The 25,972-nt window shown below is 70.8% G+C and carries 19 protein-coding genes and 1 tRNA gene; 15 read left to right on the forward strand and 5 right to left on the reverse strand.

Going from position 1 to position 25,972, the window contains the following annotated elements:
• Positions 1 to 35 precede the first annotated feature (35 nt).
• A complete protein-coding gene (serB, locus tag ACWH49_RS21645) occupies positions 36 to 758 on the reverse strand; it encodes a phosphoserine phosphatase SerB (RefSeq protein WP_448173336.1) in 723 nt (240 codons plus the stop codon).
• Complete coding sequence (gene mfd / locus ACWH49_RS21650) at positions 755 to 4,201, reverse strand: transcription-repair coupling factor (RefSeq protein WP_448173337.1); 3,447 nt, start codon at positions 4,199 to 4,201, stop codon at positions 755 to 757. Before mfd ends, serB begins: the two co-directional genes overlap by 4 nt.
• Positions 4,202 to 4,299: 98 nt before the next feature.
• Between mfd and ispD the strand changes: the two genes are divergently transcribed.
• Together ispD and ispF are read left to right on the forward strand one after the other, a co-directional pair.
• A complete protein-coding gene (gene ispD / locus ACWH49_RS21655) occupies positions 4,300 to 5,007 on the forward strand; it encodes a 2-C-methyl-D-erythritol 4-phosphate cytidylyltransferase (RefSeq protein ID WP_448173338.1) in 708 nt (235 codons plus the stop codon).
• Positions 5,004 to 5,507, forward strand: a complete 504-nt coding sequence (gene ispF, locus ACWH49_RS21660) for a 2-C-methyl-D-erythritol 2,4-cyclodiphosphate synthase (RefSeq protein ID WP_448173339.1) — start codon at positions 5,004 to 5,006, stop codon at positions 5,505 to 5,507. The genes ispD and ispF overlap by 4 nt, the downstream gene beginning before the upstream one ends.
• Positions 5,508 to 5,526: 19 nt before the next feature.
• On the opposite strand, the gene ACWH49_RS21665 is transcribed toward ispF, so the two are convergent.
• Both ACWH49_RS21665 and ompR read right to left on the reverse strand, forming a co-directional pair.
• A complete protein-coding gene (locus tag ACWH49_RS21665) occupies positions 5,527 to 6,855 on the reverse strand; it encodes an ATP-binding protein (RefSeq protein WP_448173340.1) in 1,329 nt (442 codons plus the stop codon).
• 66 nt (positions 6,856 to 6,921) lie between these two features.
• Positions 6,922 to 7,656: an osmolarity response regulator transcription factor OmpR gene (gene ompR / locus ACWH49_RS21670; protein WP_448173341.1), complete on the reverse strand. Its 735-nt coding sequence runs from the start codon at positions 7,654 to 7,656 to the stop codon at positions 6,922 to 6,924.
• A 159-nt stretch (positions 7,657 to 7,815) separates the two neighbouring features.
• On the opposite strand from ompR, the gene ACWH49_RS21675 reads away from it, so the two are divergent.
• The 5 genes from ACWH49_RS21675 to ACWH49_RS21695 all read left to right on the forward strand — a co-directional run bounded on the left by ACWH49_RS21675 (position 7,816) and on the right by ACWH49_RS21695 (position 12,189).
• A complete protein-coding gene (locus ACWH49_RS21675; protein WP_448173342.1) occupies positions 7,816 to 8,526 on the forward strand; it encodes an SIMPL domain-containing protein in 711 nt (236 codons plus the stop codon).
• A gap of 52 nt (positions 8,527 to 8,578) precedes the next feature.
• Complete coding sequence (locus tag ACWH49_RS21680; protein WP_448173343.1) at positions 8,579 to 9,481, forward strand: alpha/beta fold hydrolase; 903 nt, start codon at positions 8,579 to 8,581, stop codon at positions 9,479 to 9,481.
• Positions 9,478 to 11,715 carry a RelA/SpoT family protein gene (locus tag ACWH49_RS21685; protein WP_448173344.1) on the forward strand — a complete coding sequence of 746 codons (2,238 nt, stop codon included), beginning with the start codon at positions 9,478 to 9,480 and terminating at the stop codon, positions 11,713 to 11,715. The genes ACWH49_RS21680 and ACWH49_RS21685 overlap by 4 nt, the downstream gene beginning before the upstream one ends.
• 22 nt (positions 11,716 to 11,737) lie before the next feature.
• Positions 11,738 to 11,812, forward strand: a tRNA-Val gene (locus ACWH49_RS21690).
• A 68-nt stretch (positions 11,813 to 11,880) separates the two neighbouring features.
• Positions 11,881 to 12,189 (forward strand): hypothetical protein, encoded by a 309-nt coding sequence (locus ACWH49_RS21695; protein WP_448173345.1) that lies wholly within the window; start codon positions 11,881 to 11,883, stop codon positions 12,187 to 12,189.
• Positions 12,190 to 12,250: 61 nt separating this feature from the next.
• Here the strand turns inward: ACWH49_RS21695 and ACWH49_RS21700 are convergent, their stop codons facing one another.
• Positions 12,251 to 12,526: a hypothetical protein gene (locus ACWH49_RS21700; protein WP_056468928.1), complete on the reverse strand. Its 276-nt coding sequence runs from the start codon at positions 12,524 to 12,526 to the stop codon at positions 12,251 to 12,253.
• Positions 12,527 to 12,826: 300 nt separating this feature from the next.
• On the opposite strand from ACWH49_RS21700, the gene ACWH49_RS21705 reads away from it, so the two are divergent.
• The 8 genes from ACWH49_RS21705 (at position 12,827) to ACWH49_RS21740 (ending at position 25,954) form a co-directional block, all read left to right on the forward strand.
• Positions 12,827 to 20,626: an ATP-binding protein gene (locus tag ACWH49_RS21705; RefSeq protein ID WP_448173346.1), complete on the forward strand. Its 7,800-nt coding sequence runs from the start codon at positions 12,827 to 12,829 to the stop codon at positions 20,624 to 20,626.
• A gap of 94 nt (positions 20,627 to 20,720) precedes the next feature.
• Positions 20,721 to 20,948, forward strand: coding sequence for a hypothetical protein (locus ACWH49_RS21710; RefSeq protein ID WP_448173347.1), 228 nt, complete (start codon positions 20,721 to 20,723; stop codon positions 20,946 to 20,948).
• Positions 20,949 to 20,962: 14 nt separating this feature from the next.
• On the forward strand, positions 20,963 to 21,859 hold the full coding sequence (gene ku, locus ACWH49_RS21715; RefSeq protein ID WP_448173348.1) for a non-homologous end joining protein Ku: 897 nt from the start codon (positions 20,963 to 20,965) through the stop codon (positions 21,857 to 21,859).
• Between the two features lie 7 nt (positions 21,860 to 21,866).
• A complete protein-coding gene (gene ligD, locus ACWH49_RS21720) occupies positions 21,867 to 22,769 on the forward strand; it encodes a non-homologous end-joining DNA ligase (protein WP_448173349.1) in 903 nt (300 codons plus the stop codon).
• A 201-nt stretch (positions 22,770 to 22,970) separates the two neighbouring features.
• Positions 22,971 to 23,297 carry a Rho termination factor N-terminal domain-containing protein gene (locus ACWH49_RS21725; RefSeq protein WP_448173350.1) on the forward strand — a complete coding sequence of 109 codons (327 nt, stop codon included), beginning with the start codon at positions 22,971 to 22,973 and terminating at the stop codon, positions 23,295 to 23,297.
• A 19-nt stretch (positions 23,298 to 23,316) separates the two neighbouring features.
• Positions 23,317 to 24,399 (forward strand): DNA topoisomerase IB, encoded by a 1,083-nt coding sequence (locus tag ACWH49_RS21730; RefSeq protein ID WP_448173351.1) that lies wholly within the window; start codon positions 23,317 to 23,319, stop codon positions 24,397 to 24,399.
• 80 nt (positions 24,400 to 24,479) lie between these two features.
• A complete protein-coding gene (locus ACWH49_RS21735) occupies positions 24,480 to 25,286 on the forward strand; it encodes an enoyl-CoA hydratase-related protein (RefSeq protein WP_056468947.1) in 807 nt (268 codons plus the stop codon).
• A 14-nt stretch (positions 25,287 to 25,300) separates the two neighbouring features.
• Positions 25,301 to 25,954 (forward strand): TetR/AcrR family transcriptional regulator, encoded by a 654-nt coding sequence (locus ACWH49_RS21740; RefSeq protein ID WP_056468950.1) that lies wholly within the window; start codon positions 25,301 to 25,303, stop codon positions 25,952 to 25,954.
• The last annotated feature ends 18 nt before the right edge of the window (positions 25,955 to 25,972 follow it).

Below are 25,972 nucleotides of genomic sequence, written 5' to 3' on the forward strand. Positions count from 1 at the left end.
CGCCACGCCGTCGGCGCGGCGGAGCGCTGCGCCGATCACGCGCCGAAGACCTCGAGCGCGCGGTCCATGCCGCCGCTCGTGATCGACAGCATCGCCTGCTCCAGCACCGCAGGCTTCGGGTGGTAGGCGATGCTCAGGCCGACGGCGCCCATCATCGGCAGGTCGTTCGCGCCGTCGCCGACCGCGATCGCCTGCGCCGGCGCGATGCCCATCAGCTCGCAAACCTCGAGCACGACGCGCTTCTTCTCGGCGCCGTCGACGATGTCGCCCCAGGGCCGGTCGATCAGGCGGCCGGTCAACGCGCCGTCCTCGACCTCCAGCATGTTGGCGCGCGCGAAGTCCAGGCCGAGCCGGCCGCGCACCCGCTCGCTGAAGAAGGTGAATCCGCCGGAGACCAGCAGCGTCTTCAGCCCGGCCGCCTGGCAGGCCCGAACGAAGCGCTCGACGCCGGGGTTCAGTTGCAGGTGGTTGGCATAGACCTCGTGCAGCGCCGTCTCGGGCACGCCGCGCAGCAGCGCGAGGCGGCGGCGCAGGCTCTCCTTGTAGTCGGCGATCTCGCCACGCATCGCGGCCTCGGTGATCGCGGCGACCTCGGCCTTGCGGCCGGCCGCGGCGGCGATCTCGTCGACGCATTCGATGTTGATCAGCGTCGAATCCATGTCGAACGCGACCAGCTTGTAGTCGGCCAGGCGCAGCCGCGGTGCGAAGCCGCGAACGAACAAGCCGGGGGCGAACTCGTGAGCCATCGTCGATGTCATGCGGGTTGAGGTTGCTTCGGCGTGCCGAGCGCGCGCAGCACGTCGCGGATCAATTGCGCGCGGTCCTTGGGTTCGGGCGTGTCGCGCTCGATGCGCAGCTTGTCGTTGCCGGCCAGCTTGATGTGGCGGTTCTTCTGCACCAGCTCGATGATCTTCAGCGCGTCGACCGGCGGGTTGGGGCGGAAGCTGATCACCATCAGCTTGGTGCCGGCATCGATCTTGGTCACACCGAAGGGCTTGGCGAGCACGCGCAGGCGGTGGACGTCGAACAGCGTCTGGCCTTGCGGCGGCAGCTTGCCGAAGCGGTCGGTGACCTCCTCCAGCAGCGCGTCGATCTGCGCCGCGGCGTTCGCCGACGCGAGCCGCTTGTACAACGACAGCCGGGTGTGCACGTCGCCGCAATACGAATCAGGCAGCAACGCGGGGGCGTGCAGGTTGATCTCGGTGGTCGCGGACAGCGGCGAGAGCAGGTCAGGCTCGACGCCGGCCTTCAGCGAACGCACCGCCTCGGCCAGCATCTCGTTGTAGAGCTGGAAGCCGACTTCCATCATGTTGCCGCTCTGGTTGTCGCCCAGCACCTCGCCGGCGCCGCGAATCTCCAGGTCGTGCATCGCGAGGTAGAAGCCGGAGCCGAGCTCCTCCATGCTCTGGATCGCTTCCAGCCGCATCGACGCGGCCTTGGTCAGGCCTTCGACGTCCGGCACCATCAGGTACGCATACGCCTGATGGTGCGAACGGCCGACGCGGCCGCGCAGCTGGTGCAGCTGCGCCAGGCCGAACTTGTCGGCGCGCGACATCACGATCGTGTTCGCGCTCGGCACGTCGATGCCGGTCTCGATGATGGTCGAGCACAGCAGCACGTTGTGGCGCTGGGCGACGAAGTCGCGCATCACGCGTTCGAGTTCGCGCTCGGGCATCTGGCCATGCGCGATCGCGATGCGCGCCTCGGGCACGAGCTCGGCCAGCTTGTCGTGGCGCGCCTGGATCGTCTCGACCTCGTTGTGCAGGAAGTAGACCTGCCCGCCACGCTTCAGCTCGCGCAGAATCGCTTCGCGGATCGTGCCGCTGGTCTCGGTGCGCACGAAGGTCTTGATCGCCAGGCGGCGCTGCGGTGCGGTCGCGATCACGCTCAGGTCGCGCAGGCCTTCGAGCGCCATGCCCAATGTTCTCGGGATCGGCGTGGCCGTGAGCGTCAGCACGTCGACCTCGGCGCGCATCGCCTTGATCGCCTCCTTGTGGCGCACGCCGAAGCGATGCTCCTCGTCGATCACCAGCAGCCCGAGCCGCTTGAACTTGACCTTGTCGCCGATCAGCGCGTGGGTGCCGACGACGATGTCGACCGTGCCGTCGGCCAGGCCTTCGAGCGTCGCCTTGACTTCCTTGCTGGAGCGGAAGCGCGAGATCTCGGCCACCTTCACCGGCCACTTGCCGAAGCGGTCGGCGATATTCTGGTAGTGCTGCTCGGCCAGCAGCGTGGTCGGCGCGAGGATCGCGACCTGCTTGCCGCCGGTCACCGCGATGAACGCGGCGCGCAGCGCGACCTCGGTCTTGCCGAAGCCGACGTCGCCGCAGACCAGCCGATCCATCGGCTGCGGCGAGACCATGTCCTGGATCACCGCGTGGATCGCGGCCTGCTGGTCCGGCGTCTCCTCGAAGCCGAAGCTCGCGGCGAAGGCCTCGTAGTCGTGGGGCTGGAAGCGGAACGCGAAGCCTTCGCGCGCGGCGCGGCGGGCGTACAGGTTCAGCAGCTCGGCGGCGGTGTCGCGCACCTGCTCGGCCGCCTTGCGCTTGGCCTTGTCCCACTGCGGCGAGCCCAGCCGGTGCAGCGGTGCCTCGTCGGCGGCCACGCCGGTGTAGCGCGCGATCAGGTGCAGTTGCGCGACCGGCACGTACAGCGTCGCCTTGTCGGCGTACTCGAGGTGCAGGAACTCGCTGTTGCCGTCGCCCAGGTCGATGTTGCGCAGCCCCACGTAGCGGCCGATGCCGTGATTGGCGTGCACGACCGGATCGCCGACCTTCAGCTCCGACAGGTCCTTGATCAGCGAGTTGACGTCGCTGACCTGCTCCTGCTTGCGCCGGCGCCGCGCCGTCGGCGAGGTCGCGAACAGCTCGGTTTCGGTGACGAACTGGATCGTGATGTCGTCGTCCGGCTCGAACCAGAAGAAGCCCTGCGCGAGCGGCGCGACGGCAATCGCGAAATGCTGGTCGCCGGCGCGGAAGTCCGCCAGCGTCGCGACGCTCGGTGGTTCGATCTGGCTGTCGCGCAGCAACTCCAGCAGGCTCTCGCGGCGGCCCTCGGTCTCGGCGACGATCAGCACGCGGTAGGCGGTATCGGCCACATGGTGCTTCAGGCGCGTCAGCGGCTCGGGCGCGCCGCGGTCGACGCTCAGGTCGGGCAGGGCGCGTGCCCACGCCACTTCGTCGCGACCGCGCAGTGCCAACTGCGCATGCCGGTTGCACAGCGCGAAGAAGTCCTCGGCCTTCAGGAACAGGTCTTCCGGCGGCAGGATCGGCCGCTCGCGGTCGGCGGCGAGGAAGCGGTGCCGCTCGCGAGTGTCGGTCCAGACCTTCGCGAGCGCGGTGTCGATCTCGCCGTGCAGCACCAGCGTGGCTGCGTCGCCGAGGTAGTCGAAGATCGTCGCGGTTTCGTCGAAGAACAGCGGCAGGTAGTACTCGATGCCGCCGCTTGCGAGGCCGGTGCCGATGTCCTTGTACAGCCGCACCTTGGTGGGATCGCCTTCGAGCTTTTCGCGCCAGCGGGCGCGGAAGCGGGCGCGCGCGTCCTCGTCCATCGGGAACTCGCGGCCGGGCAGCAGCCGCACCTCGGGCACGGGGAACAGGCTGCGTTGCGTGTCCGGATCGAAGGTGCGGATCGAGTCGACCTCATCGCCGAACAGGTCGACCCGGTAGGGCACCAGCGAGCCCATCGGGAACAGGTCGATCAGCCCGCCGCGCACCGCGTACTCGCCCGGCGAGACGACCTGGCTCACGTGCGTGTAGCCGGCCAGCGTGAGCTGCGCCTTCAGCGCCGCCTCGTTCAGCTTCTCCTTCTGCTTGAAGTGGAAGGTGTAGCCGGCCATGAAGCTCGGTGGCGCGAGGCGCACGAGCGCGGTCGAGGCGGGCAGCAGCACCACGTCGACCTCGCCCTGGCGGATGCGCCAGAGCGTGGCCAGGCGTTCCGAGATCAGGTCCTGGTGCGGCGAGAAGGTGTCGTAGGGCAGCGTCTCCCAATCCGGGAACACGGCGATGCGCAAGCCCGGCGCGAAGAACGGCAGTTCGGCTTCGAGCCGCTGCGTGTCCGCCGGCTCGGCGGTGACGATCGCGGTGATCTTCTGCTTCGCCGCCTGCGCCTGCGCAAAGCGCGCCAGCAGCAGGGCATCGGCCGAACCGGTGGGGCGGGGCAGCGTGAAGCGTTTTCCGGGGGCGATCTCGGGCAGTTGCATGAAACCTTGCGCACAAAAAGCAAAGCGCCCCGGCGGGGCCTTCAGACGTGGCATTCCCCGGGGCGAGCGATGGGGTCGATTATAGAATTCGCGCGCCGATGACGCCGACCTCCATCCCGGAAGCCCTGCCCCGCCTGTACGCCCTCGTTCCCAGCGCCGGTGTGGGCGAGCGCGCCGCGGCGGGTGGTCCCAAGCAGTACGCGACACTGGCCGGCCGCAGCCTGCTCGGCCACACGCTCGCGGCGCTGCAGCAGGTCGAACGGCTGACGGCGGTGCTGGTGGTCGTGAACCCCGCCGATGCGCAGCACGTTGCACATCTGGCCGGCACCGGCGCGACCGCCGCGGCAGTCGGCGGCGCGACCCGCGCGCAGACCGTGCGCAACGGCCTGGACGCGCTGCTGGCCCGCGGCGCGCGCGCGACCGACTGGGTGCTGGTGCACGACGCCGCGCGCTGCCTGGTCCGCCCCGAGTGGATCGATGCGCTGATCGGCGCCTGCATCGACGACCCGGTCGGCGGCCTGCTCGCGCTGCCGATCGCCGACACGCTGAAGTCGGAGCAGGAGGGCCGAGTCAGCGCGACGATCGACCGCCGCGGCAAATGGCAGGCGCAGACCCCGCAGATGTTCCGCATCGGCCTGCTGCGCGACGCGCTCGACCACGCCGGCGCCAACGTCACGGACGAGGCCAGCGCGATCGAGGCGCTCGGCCACGCGCCGAAGCTGGTCGCTTGCTCGGCCGAGAACTTCAAGATCACCTGGCCAGCCGACTTCGCGCTGGCCGAACGACTGCTGAGAACACGCCCATGAACGGACCCCGCATCAAACCACCCCTGTGGCGCATTGGCGAGGGCTGGGACACGCATGCGCTGGTCGAGGGCCGGCGACTCGTGCTCGGCGGCGTCGAGATCCCGCACACCCACGGGCTGATGGGGCACTCGGATGCCGACGCGCTCTGCCACGCGATCACCGACGCGCTGTTCGGTGCCGTGGCGATGGGCGACATCGGCTTCCACTTTCCCGACACCGACGCGCAGTACAAGGGCGCCGACTCGCTCGCGCTGCTGGCGGAGGCGGCGCGCCGCGTGCGGGGCGCCGGCTGGCTGATCGGCAACGTGGACAGCACGATCATCGCGCAGGCGCCGAAGATGGCGCCGCACATCCTCGGCATGCGCCAGCGCGTCGCGCAGGCGATCGGCGTCGCGGTGGATCAGGTCAGCGTGAAGGCCAAGACCGCCGAAAAGATGGGCCCTGTCGGGCTCGGCCAGGCGATCGAGGCGCGCGCGATCTGCATGCTCTGGAAGGGCTGACCCAGCCGGAGCAGGGCGGTCAAGGCGCCTTCTTGAGCCGGATGTGCGCCATCAACCCGCCGTCCGGTGCGTTGGCGAGTTCGAACGTGCCGCCCATGCGCTGCACCGCCTTGTCGACGATCGCCAGCCCCAGGCCGGCGCCGGTCGCGGCGGTGCGCGCCGCGTCGCCGCGGAAGAACGGGGTGGTCAGTTGCGCGAGCTTCTTCGGGTCGGCGCCCTGGCCGAAATCGCGCACCGTCAGGATCACCCACGGGCCGGTGCGGGCGTAGCTCACCTGGACGCGCGCGATGCCGGTGTCGGTCGAGCGGCCGTAGCGGCGCGCGTTCTCGAACAGGTTCTGCAATACGCGACCGAGCTCGATGTCGTCGGCCATCACCTTGGTGTCGATCGCCACGCGCGAGCTGATGCGGATCTGCGCCGGGTCGCGGAACGCCGCCATTTCGCGGTCTACGACGCTGCTGAGGTGCACCGGCATCATCACCGAGTCGCCCGGTCGCGCGTAGTCCATGAACTTGTCGATGATGGCGTCCAACTGGTCGATGTCGAGCGCCATGTTCTGCTTGGCCTCTTCGTCGTGCACGCTCATCTCGGCTTCCAGCCGCAGCCGGGCCAGCGGCGTGCGCAGGTCGTGCGAGATGCCGGCAAGCATGACCGCCCGGTCCTGTTCGACCTTCGCGAGCTCGCGCGCCATCCGGTTGAAGCCCATGTTGACCTGGCGGATCTCGCTGGTCAGCGTGTTCTCGTCGAGCCGGGAGTCGAACTCGCCCTCGCGGATGCGGCTGGCGGCGAAGCTCAGTTCCTTCAGGGGCTGGTTGATCAGGCGTGCGATCGCGGCCGAACCCAGCACCGTGGCGAGCAGCGCCATGCTGACCCACAGCGTCAGCGTGTTCCACAGGATCGGGCCCGCGCGGCTCGGGTCGGCCTGCAGCCAGAACGGGTCCTTCTCGATCGAGAAGCCGACCCACAGGCCGGGCGAGCCGTTGACCGAGCCGGCGACCACGGTGTCCGGGCCGAGCTCGCGACGCAGCTCCTGGCCGATCGCGCGTGTGACGCGGTCGGTCTCGTACGGCTCCCACTTGTCGCCCGGCTCACGCGGCGCGAGGCGCAGCGACTCCTGGTTCGAGATGCCCTTGATCAGCGCGACGCGGTTGATCCCGTCGCTCGATTGCAGCGCCGCACGCGCCAGCTTCACCAGGCCCGCGATCTGCTGCCCCTGCTGCGTCGCGCGCGGCTCGATCTCGAGCGCCCGGAAGGTCTGGGTCCAGGCGAAGACGCCGCCGACGAGCAGCAGCGCGATCAGGAAGAAGGTGCGCCAGAACAGGCTGAGCGCGACTTTTTTGGGCTTCATCGGGTTTCAGGCTACCAGACAGGACAACGGCTCCCGAGGGAGCCGTTGGTCAGTTCGCGGACGCGCTCACGCCGCGCCGTCCGGAACGAACACGTAGCCCACGCCCCAGACGGTCTGGATGTAGCGCGGCTGTGCCGGGTCGGGCTCGATCATCTTGCGCAGGCGCGAGATCTGCACGTCCAGGCTGCGGTCGAACGGCTCGAATTCGCGACCGCGCGCCAGCTGGGCGAGCTTGTCGCGCGACAGTGGCTGGCGCGGGTGGCGCACCAGCGCCTTCAGCATCGAGAACTCGCCGGTCGTCAGTGCGATCTGCTCGCCTTCCTTGCTCAGTCGGCGCAGCGCCAGGTCGAACTCGAACGGGCCGAACGTCACCGTCTGGGCTTCGAGCGCCGGCGCGCCGGGCGCCTCCAGCGTCGGCCGGCGGCGCAGCACCGCGTGGATGCGCGCCAGCAGTTCACGCGGATTGAACGGCTTGGGCAGGTAGTCGTCGGCCCCGACCTCCAGGCCGACGATGCGGTCCACATCCTCGACCTTGGCGGTCAGCATGATGATCGGGGTCAGGTCGTTCGCGGCGCGCAGGCGGCGGCAGATCGAGAGGCCGTCCTCGCCAGGCAGCATCAGGTCGAGCACGATCAGGTGCACCGTCTCGCGGGTCAGCAGGCGGTTCAGTGCCTTCGCGTCTTCGGCGAGCAGCACCTCGAAACCTTCCTGCGTCAGATAGCGGCGCAGCAGGTCGCGAATGCGGGCGTCGTCATCGACGACGACCACTCGGTCGGGGCGCGGGTTGGCAACAGCGGTCATGCATTCAGCTCCAAATTTGTAACAGAGCCGATTTTGGACACGAAACCAAGCCGATTCTGCCCGGTTTGACCACCTGTTACAAATGCTTTTCCCCCGGGATTTCACCCCGTCGACCGGGGCTGAACGTATAAGCCTGCATCGTCAAACGGAGGTTTCGCCATGTCATTGCATTCCCTTCCTCGCGGCGCGGCGCTGCTGCTCGCGCTCGTCGCGCCGTTCGCCTGGTCGGCGGAGGCGCCCCCCCCGCAGGGCGTCGTCAGCCTGTCGAGCAGCGCGAGCCTGGAGGTCGTGCGCGACCTGCTGAGCATCACCTTCAACACCACCCGCGAAGGCCCTGACGCGGCAGCAGTCCAGGCGCAACTGAAGCAGGCGCTCGACGCCGCGCTGGCCGAGGCGAAGAAGGCGGCGCGGCCCGGGCAGGTCGAGGTGCAGACCGGCAACTTCTCGCTCTCGCCACGCTACACGTCGAAGGGCGCCGCCAATGGCTGGCAGGGCAGCGCCGAATTGATCGTCGAGGGCCGCGACATGCAGGCGATCGGCCAGCTCACCGGCAGGATCACGACGTTGACCATCAACCGTGTCGGCTATGCGCTGTCGCGCGAGCTGCGCGAGAATTCCGAAGGCGAGGTCGCCGCGCAGGCGATCGCGCGCTACCGCGCCAAGGCCGCCGAGTACGCGCGGCAATTCGGCTATGCCGGCTACACGATCCGCGAGGTCAACGTGTCGAGCAACGAGCAGCAGCCGATGCCGCGCGTGCTGGCGATGTCGGCGCGCGCCGCACCGGCCCCGGCCGACGAGGCCCTGCCGGTCGAGCCGGGCAAGGGCGTGGTGATGGTCAACGTCAACGGCACGGTGCAGATGACGAAGTAGGGCACCGCGTCGGCGCCGCTGCGGCGCGCGAGCAGGGCTTACGATCGTCGGCATGAACGAAGCCGACCGCCGCGCCGCCGACGAACCCCGCCTCAATCACGTCCAGTGCCTGGGCGCGCGCGGGCTGCACCGCATGGCCTACTGGGAGTGGGGCGACGCCGCGAACCCGAAGGTGCTGGTGTGCGTGCACGGCGTCGGCCGCCAGGCGCGCGACTTCGACACGCTGGCCCGCGCACTGCGCGGCGAGTACCGCGTGGTCTGCCCCGACGTGGTCGGCCGCGGCCATTCCGACTGGCTGGCCGACCCGGCCGGCTACGCGATCCCGGCGTACGTGGCGGACATGGTTACGCTGCTGGCCCGGCTGAATGCGCAGACCGTGCATTGGGTCGGCACCTCGATGGGCGGGCTGATCGGCATGGGCCTCGCGTCGCTGCCGAAGACGCCGATCGCCAGGCTGGTGCTGAACGACGTCGGCCCGGCGATCCGCTTCGAGGCGCTGCGCCGCATCAGCGGCTACCTCGGCCAGCCGCTGCGCTGGGCCAGCGTCGACGAGGCCGCGGACTATCTACAGACGATCTCCGCGACTTTCGGCCCGCACACGCGCGAGCAATGGCTCGCGCTGTCGCGGCCGATGCTGACGGCCGATGGCGACGGCTTCAAGCTCCACTACGACCCCGCGATCGCGGTGCCGATCCGGGCGATGACGCCCGAGATCGCCGCTGCCGGCGAGAAGATGACTTGGGCGGCCTACGACGCCGTGCGCTGCCCGACGCTGTTGCTGCGCGGCGCCGAATCCGACCTGCTGGCGCGCGAGACCGCCCAGGCCATGACCGAACGCGGGCCGCGCGCGCGGCTGATCGAATTCGCCGGCGTGGGCCACGCGCCGACCCTCGTCGCGGCAGAGCAGGTCGACGCCGTGCGCCGCTTCCTGCTGGAGCCCGACCCCACCGCATGAAGACCGGCGTGCTGGACGCGCGCAGCGATGCCGCGCCCATCGTTCACCTGATCGACGAGCATCCCGACGCCGCCGCGGAAGCAGCGCAGCTGGTGCGCGCCCGCGCGTTCGCCGAGCCACTGCTCGACGGGCGCCTGCTCGACACCGGCGAGGACGCGCTCGCGCATGCCGACGCGGTCGCGGCGATCCTGCAGGGCATCGGCGCCGCGCCGGCGATGCGCGCCGCCGCCTACCTCGTGTACGCCGGTGACTACCTGACCAAGCCGGACGAGGTGATCGCCAAGGCGTTCGGTCCGTCGCACGCCAGCCTCGTCGTCAACACCCGCAAGCTGGTCCAGTTGCAGCGCGCCGCGCGCGAGGCGCAACTCGGCACCGAGGCACGCGCGCAGCAGACCGAGCGGGTGCGCAAGATGCTGCTCGCGTTCTCGCGTGACCTGCGGGTGGTGCTGCTGCGGCTGGCATCGCGACTGCAGACCCTGCGCTTCTTCGCGGCGACGAAGACGCCGTGCACGCCGGCGCTGGCGGCCGAGTCGCTGCAGGTCTTCGCGCCGCTCGCGAACCGGCTCGGCATCTGGCAGATCAAGTGGGAGCTGGAAGACCTGTCGTTCCGCTTCCTCGAGCCCGAGCGCTACCAGCAGGTCGCGCGCCTGCTCGACGAGCGCCGCGTGGAACGCGAGCAGCGGGTCGAACGCTTCCGCCTGCGACTGGCCGACGATCTGCGCGCGCACGGCCTGCCGGCCGAGGTCCAGGGCCGGCCCAAGCACCTTTACAGCATCTGGAAGAAGATGCAGGGCAAGGGCCTCGATTTCACGCAGGTGCTGGACGTGCGCGCGGTGCGGGTGATCGTCCCCGATGTGCCGCGCTGCTACGCGGCGCTCGGGCGCGTCCACGAGCTGTTCCGCCCGGTGACCGGCGAATTCGACGACTACATCGAGCGGCCCAAGCCGAACGGCTACCAGTCGCTGCACACCGTGGTGCTCGACGACGACGACCGCGCGGTGGAGGTGCAGATCCGCACGCAGGCGATGCACGAGCACGCCGAGCACGGCGTCGCGGCGCACTGGGCCTACAAGGATGCGGGGGCGAAGGGCTATGCCGGCGTCGTTGCCGATGCGGACCAGCAGGCGCGCATCGCCGAAGCCCGCAAGGCCGTGCTGCGCCAGTTGCTGGCCTGGGAGCGGGACACCGCGGCGCCGGAGCACCCTGCCGGCCCGGTTGCCGGTGGAGCGGCCGAGGACCGCATCTACGTGTTCACGCCCGCCGCCGCGGTCGTCGAGCTGCCCGCCGGCGCGACGCCGGTCGATTTCGCGTACACCCTTCACACCGACCTCGGCCACCGCTGTCGCGGCGCGCGGGTCGACGGCGCGATGGTGCCGCTGAACACGGCGCTGCGCAGCGGCCAGACGGTGGACGTGATTGTCGCGAAGGAGGGCGGCCCGTCGCTCGACTGGCTCAACGCCGAGCTCGGCTACCTGAAGAGCCACCGCGCCCGCGCCAAGGTGCGCGCCTGGTTCAACCTGCAGGCGCAGAAGGAGACCATCGCGCGCGGCCGCGAATCGGTCGAGAAGCTGTTGCAGCGGGAGGGCAAGACCGCGATCAAGCTCGACGACCTGGCCGCGCAGCTGGGCTTCCGCAACGCCGATGCCCTGTTCGAGGTCGTCGGCAAGGACGAGTATTCGCTGCGCAACATCGAGACGCTGCTGCGCCCGGTCGAGGCGCTGCCGACGCCGGACGACCTGATCGCGTTGCGCCGACCGTCGACCACGGCGCCCAAGAGCGGCGTGCTGGTGGTCGGCGTCGAGTCGCTGATGACGAGCCTGGCGCGTTGCTGCCGCCCGGCGCCGCCGGACGCGATCGGCGGCTACGTGACGCGGGGCAAGGGCGTCGCAGTGCACCGGGCGAGCTGCACCAACTTCCGGCAGATGGCGGCGCGCTCGCCCGAGCGCGTGATCGCGGTGCAATGGGGGGCGCCGCGCGGCGACAAGGCGGCGCTCTACCCGGTCGACGTGATGGTCGAGGCAGCGGACCGCCAGGGGTTGCTGCGCGACATCACCGAACTGTTCGCCAAGGAGAAGATGAACGTGACCGGCGTGAAGACCCAGTCGGTCAAGGACTCGGGCGGCGGTACCGCGTGGATGACGTTCACGATCGAGGTGGCCGACGCCGCGCGTCTCACGCACGTGCTCGGTCTGGTTCAGCACATTGCGGGTGTGCGTTCGGTGCGGCGCAAATAGCCTGTGCTATAGTGGAGGGCTAGGGCGATTAGCTCAGTGGTAGAGCGCCTCTTTGACGTGGAGGATGTCGGGAGTTCGACCCTCTCATCGCCCACCAAAAACGTCGCAAGTCTGATCAGAGCCTGCCCCGCAAGGGACAGGCTCTTTTCATTTCAGGGCCCCCGAATGGACATGACGCCGCGCCGCCAGCAACTGATCGACAGCCATGTGGCCGACACGCGCCGCGAGATGCTCGATCTCGCATTCGAGTTGAACGATCTGGTGCGCTTCGCACTCGCCGCCGCGAAGGACAGGACGCACAAGCGCTACTACCCGTTCGATCCGGTCGACGAAGGCATCCGCCACTGGGCCGAACTGCGCCGCAAGCTCGGCAAGCTGAGCCAGCAGGTGGAGCGCGCGAATGGACGTCTCGGCGTGCGCCCGTTCGATCCCGAGTCACCGGCCGAGGAGGACCCGCCCGCAGCCGGAGCCTGAAACGACAAGGGCACCTTGCGGTGCCCTTCGTGCGGGATGGTGGCGAACGCGTCTGCGCGAGTCAGCGTTCGAGCAGTTGCGGGCCGCGGCCGGCGGCGGCGGCCATCGCGGCGTCGAAGCCGCCATCGACCCAGCGCCGGCCATGCGCAAAGGCCTGGTGGGCGGCGACGGTCGGGTTCGTGAATGGCGGGGTCGGCACGTCGAGCGGGATCTCCAGGGTCACGGCTTCCGATGCGTCGTAGATCACCAGCCGCGGCGCGAAGGCGTTGTCGCCCAGTCGCTCGGGAGAGCACTGAAACTCGAAGCCGCGGTACTGTGCGAAATAGGTCGGTTCCATCCGTGGGCTCGCTGGAGTGAAGATGCGCTGCAGGTCTGGGTAGGATCGTAATGCAGTGTCAACCAACCGCTCTCGGGCCAACACCCCGCAGCTCGGGGGTCGGCAACAAGGGGCGGCCGAGGGACATCTGCACCCCATTGTCGTATCTGTGCCGAACGCGCGCGGCGTGGTTGGAAACGACGCAACAGGTCGGTGAATTAATCGCGCCAACTGCGTCACGGTTCCTTGTGACTGTCGCGAACTTCACGTTAGGCTGCGGGCCTCTTGAAGCCATCCCTCCCGTTTGCGCGGTCAGACAGCGTGCCCGCCGCCAGCCCGCCGAACGGGCAGGTCGACACCCCGGTCGCGCAACTGGACAAGGCCGAACGCTTCGTCGCGCGCCATGGTCCGCACATGGTCTGGCGGATCGCCCCGGTCGCCCAACGACTTGCCGTTGCGCTGCGCGCTACCGCGTGGCACGCGCGCGCGCTGACGCTGGCGCTCGACGCGCTTCATGGCGCACGCCGCGGCCATGATTTGCCGCCGTTCGTGGACGAGGCGATCGGGCTCGATCCCCCGCCCGGCAGCCCGTTGGCCATCAGCCTCGCATTCGCGCGTTGCACGGTGCTGTCGAACGAAGGCCTGTACGCCGCCGCAATGGATGCGCTGGACGCGATCGACGCCGCCGGGCCGGTCTCGCGCGAGGTCCGACTGGCGCTGCTGCGCCAGCGTGCGCTCGTCACCGGTCTGGAAGGTGATGCGCAGCGCGCCGCCGATCTGTCGCTGTCGCTGCTGCGTGCGCTGACCGGCGATTCGAGCCGGGCGGCCGCGGCGTGGCGAAGCGACGTCCACGGGATGCTGTCCCATTGCGCCGCACGCGGCGTGGCCGGGATCGGCAGCCTCGAGTCGAACGCCCGTATCGCGATCCGCATCGGCCGGCACAGCGGCTGCCTGCCGGCGATCCTGTCCCCGGTGCGCAACCTGCTCGCCGCGCTCGACGTGCGGCGCGCGCCGGTGATCGAGATGCGCGCCGTGTTCGGCGCGGCGCTGGCATCCGTGCGGGCCCGTCGGCTCGAGAACGCGACGGTCGCGTCGATGCTGTCCAACTTCGCCTGGCTGATGGCCTCGGCCGGCGAGCCCGCCGAGGCCGCGCGGGTCGGTCGCGAGGCCTGGGACATGTTCGAGCGCCTGGCGTTCCCGGCGACGACGCTGATCTTCGTCCAGCAGCTCGAGACGGTCTTTCGTGCCGCCTACGATCCCGCCCGGGCCGCGGCGGTCCATGCGCAGCGCCAGCGCATGGAAATGCGTGGGCGCGGTCTGCGCGACACTGGCCACATCCTGGACATCCCCGGCGGGCCGGAATGGGCCGGGCAGCAGACGGCCGAACGCGCGACGATCCGGCGCGAGGCCGGCGCCGCGCTCGCCGACGACGCACTGACCGGCCTGCCGACGCGCCATCAGCTGCCAGGCATGCTCGCTGCGGCGTTCGCGCGTGAGGGCGGCGCGGTCGTCGCGGTCGTGGCCGACATCGACGATTTCCGAGGTGTCAACGATCGCCTCGGTCACGCGATCGGCGACCAGCTGCTGCGCGTCATCGCCGAGCGCCTGCAGGGTCTGGGCACTCGAGGCTGCGCCCGCACCGGGCCGGACAGCTTCGTCTTGTGGGATCCCGTCGAAGGGCGCCTCGACGCCGCCCGCGCCGCGGCCCGGGCACTCGCCGAGCGCGTGCAGACCACCGTGGCGCTTCCGCTGGGCCTGTACGCACCCGGGCTGCGCCTCAGTGCCTGCATCGGGCAGGGTGCGTTCGCGCCGCCGCAGCGCGCGGACGCCTTGCTCGCGATGGTGGAAGCGGCGCTGGAGCAGGCGCGCGCGATCGGGCCTGGCTGCGTCGTCGAGGCGGCCGGCGTCGCAGCGCCGGGGTCGGCCGCGCCGTCGTCCGAGCCCACGCTCGACCGGTTGCCGGCGCGCTGGGGCGTGCACCGGGGGGCGCCGCTCGCGCGCTCGCGCCACCTCGTCGGCTACGAGGCGCTGCTCGATGGGTCCGACGCGGGCCTGCGCAGTGCGAGCGACCGCTGGTCCGTGCCGGGATTGAACGACCCGCGGATCACCGCCGAGGAGACCGACCTGCTGATGGGCGACGCAGTCTGGGGAGACGCGCTGGTGCCATGCCGGTTCAGCGTGGCCATCGGGCCGCGCCTGTCGGAAGCCGCGCTGGCGCGGCTGCGCCGTCAGGCGCAGGCGCTGCACGTGCTCGAAGGCATCGCGGGCGTACCGCGCGTGCTGCACCACGATGCCGCCTCGGGCCTGCTGATCGTGTCGCGCCCGGCGGGCGAGCGGCTCGATGCCCGCGCAGCGGTCGCCGCGTCGACACCGGCGGAGGTCGGGCAGGTCGTTCGCCTCGGCATCGCGCTGGCCCGGACGCTCGACAGCGTGCATCGGGCCGGCGTCGTGCACGGCCGCCTCAACCCGTCTGTCGTGGTCGTCGACGCCGCGGGCGAGACGCTGACGTTGCTCGGCCTCGAAGACGCCGGCTTCCGCGCCGCGCGCGAAGCACTGCTGCCGTTCAGTGCGCCGGAACAGACCGGTCGATTGGGCGAGACGATCGACGCGCAGACCGACTGGTACGCCTTCGGCGCGCTGCTGCACTGGCTGCTCAGCGGCGCGCCGCCGTTTTTGGAAACGGACCCGCTCGCACTGCATCACGCCGTGCTCACTGCCGAGCCAGCGCGGCTCGGGCCACCGGTCCCGGACGCGCTGGCCGCCGTGGTGCTCAAGCTGCTCGCCAAGAGCCCGCAGCAACGCTACGCCTGCGCGGCACACCTGTTGCCCGACCTGGAGTTCGTTCTTGCGGTGCTGCGCGGCGAACGCGCGGCGACGGACTTCGTCCCGGGCGCGCGCGGCCACCGGACGGCCCCGGCGCCCGCGCTGCATGTCCATGGACGCGGCGCCGAACGGGCGCGACTGGAGGCGCTGGTGGACGGCCTGTTCGATCCAGGCGCGCCGGACACATCGCGGGTCGTGGCGGTTCGTGGCTTCGGCGGGGTCGGCAAGACCACGCTGGTGCGCAGCCTGTTGCCGAGCGTGGTGCAGCGCGGCGGCATCTTCGCCGCCGGCGGTCACGATCAGTTCCAGCCACGTGGCGCGTTGGACGCGGTGACGGCAGCGCTCGCCGACGTGGCCCAGTACTGGCTGTCCGAATCGCCCCGGCGCGTCGCGGCGACGCGCGCGGCGCTGCGGTCCCGACTGGGCGCGCAGGCCGGTTTCCTCGAACGCATGGTGCCGGCGCTCGCACCGCTGCTGGGTGGGGAAGCGGCACCCGTCGATGCCGACGACGGCACGCCGCTGTCGATCCGCGCGCGCCGTGCCATCGGCGGCGTGCTGGACGTCGTGCGCCTGTCCGGCGTGGCGCTGCTGTTGTTCATCGACGACTTGCAATGGGCCGATCCCGGCGCGCTCGAACTGCTGGAGGCGGTGGCCAATGACCACAGCCGCGGCAGCGTGCTGATCGTCGCCGCATGGCGCGACGCCGACGTCGATGCAGGCCATCCGCTGCGCCAGGCGCTCGCCCGGCTGCGCGTTGCCGGCACCCGCGTGACCGCCATCCACCTCGACGGGCTGGGCCCCGCACCCCTCGCCGCACTGCTCGGCGATGTCCTGGATGCGCGGCCCGCCACGCTGGCGCCGCTGGCGGCAGCGTTGCACCGCAAGACCCGCGGCAATCCGTTCTTCACGCTGCAATGCGTTCGCCAGTTGTTCGATGCCCGGCACTTGCAGCGAACGGGAGATTCGTGGACGTGGGACGCCGCGGCGGTGCGGGCGCTGCCGAGCTCCGAGAACCTGCTGGACGGCCTTCTGCACGAGCTCAAGCGCTTGCCGCACGACGCACAAGCGTTGGCCGGGGGGTGTGCCTGCCTGGGCGGCGACATCGACGTGGCGCTGCTCGCCGCGTCGCTCGACGTGCCGGTGCAGCGGGTCGACGAACTGCTGCAGCCGCTGCTCCAGCGCGGCCTGCTGATCTCCATCGCAGCGCCGCACGGGGCCGCCGCGCTGCGCTTCAGCCACCACCGCATGCAGCAGGCCGCGGATGCACTGCTCGACCCGCCCGCGCGTGCGCGCTGGCATCTCGCGTTCGCCCGCGCGCTGGGAGCGCGCGTCCCGCCGGTCGATCCGGCGGCCGTGGCCGAGCACGATCTGGGGGCGCTCGCACTGCTCGACGGGCCGGAGACGGACGCCGACGAGCGCGAACGGATCGTCGAGCGCCTGATCTGCGGCGGACGCGCCGCGCTGCAGCAGGGCGATCCCGCGCGGGCATTGCGCAGCGTGGAGGGCGCCCGCGCGCTCGCTGCCCATGCGCGCCCGGATGCCGCCCGCTGCTACCGCATCCACGAGTTGAGGCACGCCTTGCTGTGCCGACTCCAGCGCTACGACGAGGCCGACGCGGTCTACGCGCGGCTGGAGGCCGGGCTCGACGGCGGCGTGGCGCCGAGCCCGCTGCAGCTCGCGCCAGCCACCTTGCAGCAGCTCGGTGCCCTCTCGCGGCGCGGCCACGATCCGGCCGCGGTCATCCTCGGGCTCGGCACGGTCCGCGCGCTTGGCCTGCGGCTTCCCGCGGCCGCCGGCTGGTCGGCCGCGCGCGAGGCGGAGGCGCGCGCATTGCGCGCGCTGATCGGCACGCACGGCATCGAACGCTTCGATCACCTGGAGCCGATGGCCGATTCGGCTCAGGCGCACATCGGCGCCGTGCTCATCGCCGCCCAGCTCGCCGCCTCCGCCACCCAGGCCGAGATCGCGGCCTGGGCGCGGCTGCGCGCCGTGCGCCTGGGCTTCGAGCTCGGATGGTTCCCGACCTTGCCGCTGGCCATGCTCGAGTGCATCCCGCTGGGCGACGCGCCGGAGGACTTCGTGCTCGGCCGCGCGATCGCGCAGGCCGGCTTGCGCCTGTTCGCGCGGCATCCCTCGCCCTGGCTCGCGCCGGGTGTCCACCACCGCAAGGCGCTGCTGCTGGGACACTGGCTCGAACCGCTCGAGCGCTGCGGCAGCTACGCGCGCCAGGCGAACGAGCTCGCGCGTGAGGCCGGCCAGCCCGAGCTCGAGGCCGCGACTCAGGTCACGCTCGGCGCTGTGGCGCTCGAGTGCGCGCTGAACCTTGCCGATGTGACCCAGAGCCTGCGCAGCGTCGCGCGCGGCGTGCGCGCCCGCGGACCGCTCGGCTGCCGCATCGCCTACCGGCAGTTCGTCGCCTGCATGGCGGGCCAGACGCGCGTCGCCGGGCGCTTCGATGCGGTGGAGACCGGGCCGACCGAACAGGCGACCCGGGCCTACCTCGCGACCTGGCAGGCCGTGGCCGCGACGCTGTTCGGCGACTGGGATCTTGCGCTGCGCGAGGCGCGCGGCGCCGCCGGGCTGCTCGACAGCGTGGCGGGCCACTACGTGGGCTACCTGCAGCGCTGGGTGCATGCGCTGGCGTTGTGCACTGCGCTGCGAATGGCCGACGAGGATCGGGACCGCCTGCTCGCCGAGCTCCGGCCGCTGCTCGACTGGCTGGCGCGGCGTGCCGCCGAATCGCCCGTCAACTTCGGTCACACCCACGACCTGGTGTGGGCGCTGCACGCGTGGGCGCAAGGCGACGTGGCCGGCGCCACCGCCGCCTTCGAGCGCGCGATCGAGCGCTCGCTCCAGCACCAGCGTCCGTACCATCACGCGCTGGCCTGCGAGCTTGCGGGCGGGTTCCATGCAGACCACGGTGCGTTCCGCGCGGCGGCCGCGTACCGCGCCGATGCCTTGCAGGCCTACGAGGCCTGGGGCGCGACCGGCAAGACCCGGCAGTTGCTCGGTGCCGGCGTGCTGCTCCCGGTGCCGACGCGTCCTGCCGCGAGCGGCGGCGGGTTGCTCGACCTGCAGATCGTCACGCAGGCCAGCCAGGTGCTCGCGCAGGAGCGTGACCCGGCCGGGCTGACGCGGGTGTTGCTGGAGCAGATCAGGCGCTACGCCGCCGCCGACCGTGGCGTGCTGTTCTGGCGCGACGATGCGGACTGGCGCGCGCGTGCCGGCTTCGGTGCCGACGGTCTGTGGTTCGAGGACGACGCGCCGCGCGGCGAGGACCGTCACGTGGCGCTGACGGTCTACCACTACCTGACCCACAGCCTGAATCCGCTGCTGCTGCGCGACGTGCAGCACCATCCACGCTTCGGTCACGATCCGAAGGTCCGCGCGGACGGCATCCGCTCCATCGCCGGCCTGCCGATCCGCCACCGCGGACAGGCGCGCGGTCTGCTGTACCTCGAGAACCGCCAGGCCCACACGACGCTCGACCCGCAGCAGCTCGACACCCTCGGGCTCATCTGCCTGCAGTTCGCGGTGGCCTACGAGAACGCGCATGCGAACCAACGCCTGGAGCAGCTGGTGGCGCGACGCACCGAGGAGTTGCGCGAGGAGAACCTCGAGCGCCGCCGCGCGGAGCAGGAGGCGGCCGATGCGAACCGCGCCAAGAGCGTGTTCCTCGCCCACATGAGCCACGAGATCCGCACGCCGATGAACGCGATCCTCGGCATGAGCCACCTCGCGCTGCGCAGCGGCCTGAACCCGCAGCAGCACAACTACGTGCAGAAGGTCGAGCGCTCGGCGGAGTCGCTGCTCGGGCTGTTGAACGATATCCTCGACTTCTCGAAGATCGAGGCCGGCAAGGTCATCATGGAGACTGTCCCGTTCGCGCTCACGGAGGTGCTGGACCACGTCGCCAATGTGGTCGGGCTGAAGGCCACCGACAAGGGGTTGAAGCTGCGCTTCGCCGCAGCGACGGGTCTGCCGGCGGTGGTCGTCGGCGACCCGCTGCGCCTCGGGCAGGTGCTGGTGAACCTGACCAACAACGCCGTCAAGTTCACCGACTGCGGCAGCGTGGAGGTCGGCGTCGAGCTGACCGGACGTGCGGGCACCGAGGCCCACCTGCGCTTCACCGTGCGCGACACCGGCGTCGGCATGACACCCGAGCAGCTCGCGCGCGTGTTCGAGCCCTTCGAGCAGGGCGATGCGTCGACGGCGCGCCACCGCGGCGGCACGGGCCTGGGCCTGGCGATCAGCCGGCAGCTGGTCGAGTTGATGAGAGGCCGGCTGTGGGCCGAGAGCCAGGTCGGCCGCGGCAGCGCGTTCCACGTCGAAGCGGTGTTCGGAGTGGCGACCCAGACGCCGGGCGCCGACGCCAGCGCCGACATCGACGAGATCGCGCGACGGTTCGGCCTGGAGATCAACGCCGGGCCGGGGACCAATGAGGCGCCGATGGCGGAGCCCAGCGTCGCGGGCGGTTTGCGTGCGCACCAGCGGGCGTCGCTGCGGGACCACCGCGGGCAGCTGGCCGGCGCGCGCATCCTGCTGGCCGACGACAACGAGATCAACCAGGAACTCGTAACCGAATTGCTGGCCGATGCGGGCGTGCACGTCAGCGTCGCGGAAGACGGCGAGGCGGCGCTGCAGCTGCTGAACGAGCAGATGTTCGACGGCGTGCTGATGGACTGCCAGATGCCGGTGCTCGATGGCTACGACGCGACCCGCGCGATCCGCCGCGATCCGCGCTTCGCCGGCTTGCCGATCATCGCGCTGACGGCCAGCACGATGACCGGCGACCTGGACAAGGCGCGGGCCGCCGGCATGGACGACCACCTGGCCAAGCCGATCGACGTGCAGGCGCTGTTCGACACCCTGGCGCGCTGGGTGCGGGTCTCCGGCGGGGCGGCGCCGGCCGAGGCGGTCGCGGCGCCGGTCGCCGTGTCGCCGCTGGCCTCGACGGATGCGTCGGCGTGTCTCGATGCGGACGCGGGTCGCGCCGCCGTTGGCGGCAACGACAAGCTCTACCAGCGGCTGCTGGCCAACTTCTGCGGCCGGCACGCCGATTTCGCGCCCCGGTTCGCGATCGCCCGAGATCGGCGCGATGCGGCCGGCGCAGCCGCCTGCGCGCAGCAGCTGGCCCGGGACGCGTCCGGCCTCGGGGCGGTGGGGGTGCAACGTGCGGCGCAGGCGCTCGCCGACGGCTGCGCCGCCGATGCCGATCCGGCGGCGATCGACGCGTGCGTCGCGCGGGTCGTGCAAGAACTGCGCGTGCTGGCCGACGCGCTGCGCGACATCGCCTGAACCTTCGCCCGCCGCGCGTCGTAGGCCGTTTCCGACAGTCGAAACCGGCCGACACGACTGGGGATGGCGGGTCGGCCTGCGTAGCATCGTTGCCATGAACACACCTCCCAAATTCCTGTTGCTGCTGGACGATGCGCCACGAGCGCTGCTGTTCGACAGCCGCAGTCACCTGCTCGGCGAAGTCATCGAGGAAGACGGTTTCATCGTCGACAGCCTGCTGCGCAGTGCCACCCCGTGCCCGACGCCGATCGACGGCATGCTCCAAGCGATCGTGCCGCCGCCGTCGCCGCAGCAGGCGATGCGCTGCTACGAGTTGCGCTGAGGCGCACGCGCGAGATGGCCACCGGCTCGCGCATCCTCTGGAAGGGCGCCATCGCGTTCGGGCTCGTCCACATCCCGGTCAGTCTGCACACCGCGACCGCCGACCACGGCGTCGACTTCGACTGGCTCGACAAGCGCAGCATGGACCCGGTCGGCTACAAACGCATCAACAAGAAGACCGGCAAGGAGATCGACAAGACGAACATCGTCAAGGGCGTCGAGGTCGAGGACGGCCAGTACGTCGTGGTCAGCGACGAGGAGATCGCCGCGGCGTATCCCCGGTCCACCCAGTCGATCGACATCGAGGCGTTCGTCGGCGCGGCGGAGATCCCGTTCGTCTTCCTGGACCGACCCTACTATCTGGCGCCGACCGGCAAGGGCGCCAAGGTCTATGCATTGCTGCGCGAGACGCTTGCGAAGACGCAGCGCATCGGCGTGGCCCGCGTGGTGATCCAGACCAAGCAGCACCTGGCCGCGCTGGTGCCGGTCGGGCCAGCGCTGGTGCTCAACCTGCTGCGCTGGGGGGCGGACATCAAGCCGTGGACCGAGCTGAACCTGCCTGCGGCGGGCAGCAAGGGGGCCGGCCTGACCGAGGCGGAGCTGAAGATGGCCACGCAGCTGGTCGAGGACATGACCAGGCCGTTCAAGGCAGACGACTACCGCGACTCCTTCACCGACGAGGTGATGGCGCTGGTCAAGCGCAAGGTCGCATCCGGCGACACCGAAACGGTCGTCCCGCAGGCGCCGGTCGAGGCGGGCGGCAAGACGGCCGACATCATCGACCTGACCGAGTTGCTCAAGCGCAGCCTGGAGGGCAAGGCAGGGGGCGCCGCGGCACCCGCGACGGCACGCAAGACAACTCGAGCCGCACGCCCCAAGAGCGCGTCCGCGAAGAAGCGACGCACCGGGTAGCGCCACGATGGCCACCCACCAGCCGACCCCCATCACCCACGCCGAGCGCGTGATCGACGCGGCGAGCGGCGTCACCAAGGGCGAACTGGTCGACTACTACGAGCGCGTCGCTTCATCCATGCTCCCGCACTTGAAGGCGCGGCCGGTCGCGCTGGTGCGCGCGCCGGATGGCGTGGCCGGCGAACTGTTCTTTCAGAAGCACGCCGCTGCCGCCGCGATGGACGGCATCGACCTGCTCGATCCGGCCCTCGATCCGGGTCACGAGCCGCTGCTGGTGGTCGCGGCGGCGCGCGGCTTGCGCTCCGCGGCGCAGATGAACGTGGTCGAGTTCCACACCTGGAACATGACGACGCGAACCATCCCGCGCGCCGACCGGATGGTGTTCGACCTCGATCCGGGTGAGGGTGTCGCCTGGCCCGAGGTGCGCGAGGCCGCCACGCTCGTCCACGCGTTCCTCGGTGAGCTGAAGCTGGCGAGCTGGGTCAAGACCAGCGGCGGCAAGGGCCTGCACGTGGTCGTGCCGCTGGCGCCGCGGCACGATTGGCAGGTGGTGCGCCAGGTTGCGCACGCCGTCGTGGCGCGCATGGCCGAGGTCGTGCCACAGCGATTCGTCGCAAAGAGCGGACCGCGCAACCGGGTCGGCAAAATCTTCATCGACTACCTGCGCAATGGCTGGGGCTCGACCACCGCGGCCGCCTGGTCGGCGCGCGCGCGCCCCGGGTTGGGCGTGTCGGTGCCGATCGACTGGAGCGAGCTGGCGCAGGTCGAGAGCGGTGCGCACTGGACCGTGCGCAACGTCGAACCGCGCCTGCGACTGGACCAGACGGCATGGGGCGGCTTCAGTGCGTCGCGCCAGACTTTGGCGCGCGCGATGAAGGCCCTCGATTTCGAACCGGCGGAGACGACCTGATGATCCACTTCGACCACACCGAACCCCCGACCCCGTCGGACGTGCCGAACCGGCCGCCGACGCGACCCCCCGTGCCCGGCCCGGACGTGGTGCCGGTCGAGGATCCGCAGCCCACCGAACATCCCGATCCCGTCCGCGAACCACCGGACAACAGGCCGCCGGTGGCCGTCCACCCTCAACGTGCCTGCGAAAGGAAGCACCATGCCGCGCAACACCTGGAGCGCCAAGCGCGAGCGCCAGTACGAGCACATCAAGGACAGCCTGCACGATCGCGGCAAGAGCGACAAGGTCGCCGAGGAGATCGCGGCCCGCACCGTCAACAAGGAGCGGGCGCAGCACGGCGAATCGAAGACCGCCAGCGCCTCGTCGGTGAACGACATGCCCGCCAGCCGGCGGGGCGGGCAGCGCTCGCATTCCGGCGCAGGAGGGCGCACGCTGGCCCAGCTGCGCAACGAAGCGAGCGAACGCGGCGTCAAGGGCCGCTCGCGGATGAACAAGGCCGAGTTGTCCAAGGCGCTCGAACGGTGAGGGCGTCGGCCGGCCTGCCGTGGGCGTAGCGGACCAGGCGCTGCCGGCCGCGCCGCGCGGGCTGGTCTACGTCAGCGACGACACGCCGGGCATCCGCCGTGTCAAGCGGGGCACCGGCTTCGGCTACGTGATGCCGGACGGCCGACCGCTGCGCGATGCCGAGCAGCTGCAGCGGATTCGCAAGCTGGCAATCCCGCCGGCCTACACGAAGGTCTGGATCTGCCCGCTGCCGCATGGCCACCTGCAGGCAACCGGGCGTGACGCGCGCGGCCGCAAGCAGTACCGTTACCACGCCGACTGGCGCAGCGCCCGCGACGACAGCAAGTTCGAGCGCCTGGCCGAGTTCGGCAGCGCCTTGCCGCGCATCCGCGCCCGCGTGCAACGCGACCTGTCGGCGCCGGTCGGCCAGCAGGTGCTGCGCGACACCGTAATCGCCGCGATCGTGCGCCTGCTCGACACGACATTCATGCGGGTCGGCAACGACGAGTACGCGCGCAGCAACGGATCGTATGGCCTGACCACGCTGCGCAATCGTCACGCCCGGGTCAGGGGCGAGGCGCTGACGCTGCGCTTTCGCGGCAAGAGCGGCGTGGAGCACCAGGTCCGCCTGGGCGACCGGCGGGTCGCGCGCGTCGTGCGGCGGTGCCAGGCGCTGCCGGGGCAGGAACTGTTCCAGTACCTCGACGACCAGGGCGTACCGCACGTCGTCGGCTCGTCCGACGTCAACGACTACCTGCGCACCGCCAGCGACGGCGAGTTCACCGCGAAGGACTTCCGCACCTGGCACGGCAGCGTGCTGGCGCTGCAGTTGTGGTGCGCGCTCGATCCGGCCGAGGCCGCCAAGCCGACATTGGCCGGCGCCAAGCGCTTGCTCAGCGACGTGGCGGCCCGGCTCGGCAACACGGTGGCGGTGTGCCGCAAGGCCTACGTGCACCCGCGCGTGCTGGGCCTGTTGACGGGTGAGGGCGACGCCATCGCGCCGCTGTCGCCGGTGCGTCGCGCGGGCTTGTCGGCGCCCGAGCGCGGCCTGCTCGCGCTGCTGCGGCATCCGCGGGTAAGCCCTCGGTCGCGCGGCCGCTCGACCGACCGCAAACCGAACTAAACTTTACTGACCGGTCGGTCGAGTATGTTGACGCGCCACGCGCTGCGGGTGCGCACTCGGTCCGCCGCTGGAGACCCATGATGTCCGACGATTCCCTGGTGCTGAGCGCGCGGTCCGGCGCGGTGTGCACGATCACGCTGAACCGGCCGAAGGCGCTGAACAGTTTCACGTCGCAGATGCACGAGGAACTGGCCGCCGCGTTGTCCGCCGTCGAAGGCGACCGGTCGGTCCGCTGTCTGGTGCTCACCGGCGCCGGCCGCGGCTTCTGCGCCGGGCAGGATCTGGCCGACCCGGCCGTCGCGCCGGACCTCACGCCGGGGGCCAGGCCGACCGACGTCGGCAACGTGATCGAACGCTTCTACAAGCCGCTGGCGTTGCGCCTGCGGGCGATGCCGGTGCCGGTGATCGCCGCGGTGAACGGCGTGGCGGCCGGCGCGGGCGCCAGCATCGCGCTCGGCTGCGACCTGGTGATCGCCACCCGCTCGGCCAGCTTCATCCAGGCGTTCTCGAAGATCGGCCTCGTGCCCGATGCCGGTGGGACATGGCTGCTGCCGCGACTGGTCGGCCGCGCGAATGCCCTGGCGCTGGCGATGACAGGCGACAAGCTGCCGGCCGAGGAAGCCCAGCGCATCGGCCTGATCTGGAAGTGCGTCGACGACACGGCGTTCGCCGCCGAGGTGAGCGCCACCGCCGAACGCCTGGCGGCGATGCCCGTCGCCGCCCTGGCGGCCACGCGCGCGGCGCTCGACCAGGCCATGCACCTGGGCTACGCCGAAGCGCTCGACAACGAAGGCCGCTGGCAGAGCCGCCTGAGCGCGTCGCACGACTACCTCGAAGGCGTGGCCGCGTTCATCGCGAAGCGCCCGGCGACCTTCACGGACCGCTGAGCGCTCCCCGCCCGATGCCCCGCGGTCGCGCCCCCGGCTACGACACGCAGCGCGAGGAGATCCTCGCGCGCGCGGCGGACCTGTTCGCGCGGCAGGGCTACACCGCGACCTCCATGAACCAGGTTGCGCTCGCCTGCGGCGTGTCCAAGCCCTCGCTCTACCACTACGTGCGCGACAAGTATCAACTGCTGGTCGAGATCGCCGAGGACCACGTCGGCCGCCTGAAGGAACTGGTCGCACAGGCGCAGCAGCAGCCGCTCGATCCGCAGGCGCGCGTGCGGGCGCTGATCGCGAGCTTTCTCGAGGTCTATGCGCACGCGCAGGCGGCCCACCGCGTGCTGACCGAGGACGTCAAATTCCTCGAGCCGGCCGACCGCGAGCGCGTGCTGGACGGCCAGCGCGAGGTCGTCAATGCGTTCGCCGAAGCGATCGCCGAGAGCCGGCCCGATCTGCGCGCCACCGAACTGCACAAGCCCGTGACGATGCTGCTGTTCGGCATGATGAACTGGATGTTCACGTGGCTGCAGCCCGGCGGCAAGCTCACCCACGCGGCGATGGCGCCGATCGTCGCGGATCTTTTCTTCGGCGGGTTGAACTCGGTGCAGGTCGCCGGGTCGCAGCCTCGCCCGCAACCGGCCAGCGCCAAGCGCGTCGCACGGCGCGCCTGAGACACCCTTTCCCCTTCT

The sequence above is a fragment of the Rhizobacter fulvus genome, from assembly GCF_964020785.1.

Bases quoted from the DNA above. Each gene is read 5' to 3' on its own strand.
- ACWH49_RS21725 (WP_448173350.1), top strand. From the start codon at position 22,971: ATGCCGCGCAACACCTGGAGCGCCAAGCGCGAGCGCCAGTACGAGCAC.
- serB (WP_448173336.1), bottom strand. From the start codon at position 758: ATGACATCGACGATGGCTCACGAGTTCGCCCCCGGCTTGTTCGTTCGC.
- ligD (WP_448173349.1), top strand. From the start codon at position 21,867: ATGGCCACCCACCAGCCGACCCCCATCACCCACGCCGAGCGCGTGATC.
- ACWH49_RS21685 (WP_448173344.1), top strand. From the start codon at position 9,478: ATGAAGACCGGCGTGCTGGACGCGCGCAGCGATGCCGCGCCCATCGTT.
- ispF (WP_448173339.1), top strand. From the start codon at position 5,004: ATGAACGGACCCCGCATCAAACCACCCCTGTGGCGCATTGGCGAGGGC.
- mfd (WP_448173337.1), bottom strand. From the start codon at position 4,201: ATGCAACTGCCCGAGATCGCCCCCGGAAAACGCTTCACGCTGCCCCGC.
- ACWH49_RS21710 (WP_448173347.1), top strand. From the start codon at position 20,721: ATGAACACACCTCCCAAATTCCTGTTGCTGCTGGACGATGCGCCACGA.
- ACWH49_RS21735 (WP_056468947.1), top strand. From the start codon at position 24,480: ATGTCCGACGATTCCCTGGTGCTGAGCGCGCGGTCCGGCGCGGTGTGC.
- ispD (WP_448173338.1), top strand. From the start codon at position 4,300: ATGACGCCGACCTCCATCCCGGAAGCCCTGCCCCGCCTGTACGCCCTC.
- ACWH49_RS21740 (WP_056468950.1), top strand. From the start codon at position 25,301: ATGCCCCGCGGTCGCGCCCCCGGCTACGACACGCAGCGCGAGGAGATC.
- ACWH49_RS21680 (WP_448173343.1), top strand. From the start codon at position 8,579: ATGAACGAAGCCGACCGCCGCGCCGCCGACGAACCCCGCCTCAATCAC.
- ACWH49_RS21675 (WP_448173342.1), top strand. From the start codon at position 7,816: ATGTCATTGCATTCCCTTCCTCGCGGCGCGGCGCTGCTGCTCGCGCTC.
- ACWH49_RS21700 (WP_056468928.1), bottom strand. From the start codon at position 12,526: ATGGAACCGACCTATTTCGCACAGTACCGCGGCTTCGAGTTTCAGTGC.
- ku (WP_448173348.1), top strand. From the start codon at position 20,963: ATGGCCACCGGCTCGCGCATCCTCTGGAAGGGCGCCATCGCGTTCGGG.
- ACWH49_RS21695 (WP_448173345.1), top strand. From the start codon at position 11,881: ATGGACATGACGCCGCGCCGCCAGCAACTGATCGACAGCCATGTGGCC.
- ompR (WP_448173341.1), bottom strand. From the start codon at position 7,656: ATGACCGCTGTTGCCAACCCGCGCCCCGACCGAGTGGTCGTCGTCGAT.
- ACWH49_RS21665 (WP_448173340.1), bottom strand. From the start codon at position 6,855: ATGAAGCCCAAAAAAGTCGCGCTCAGCCTGTTCTGGCGCACCTTCTTC.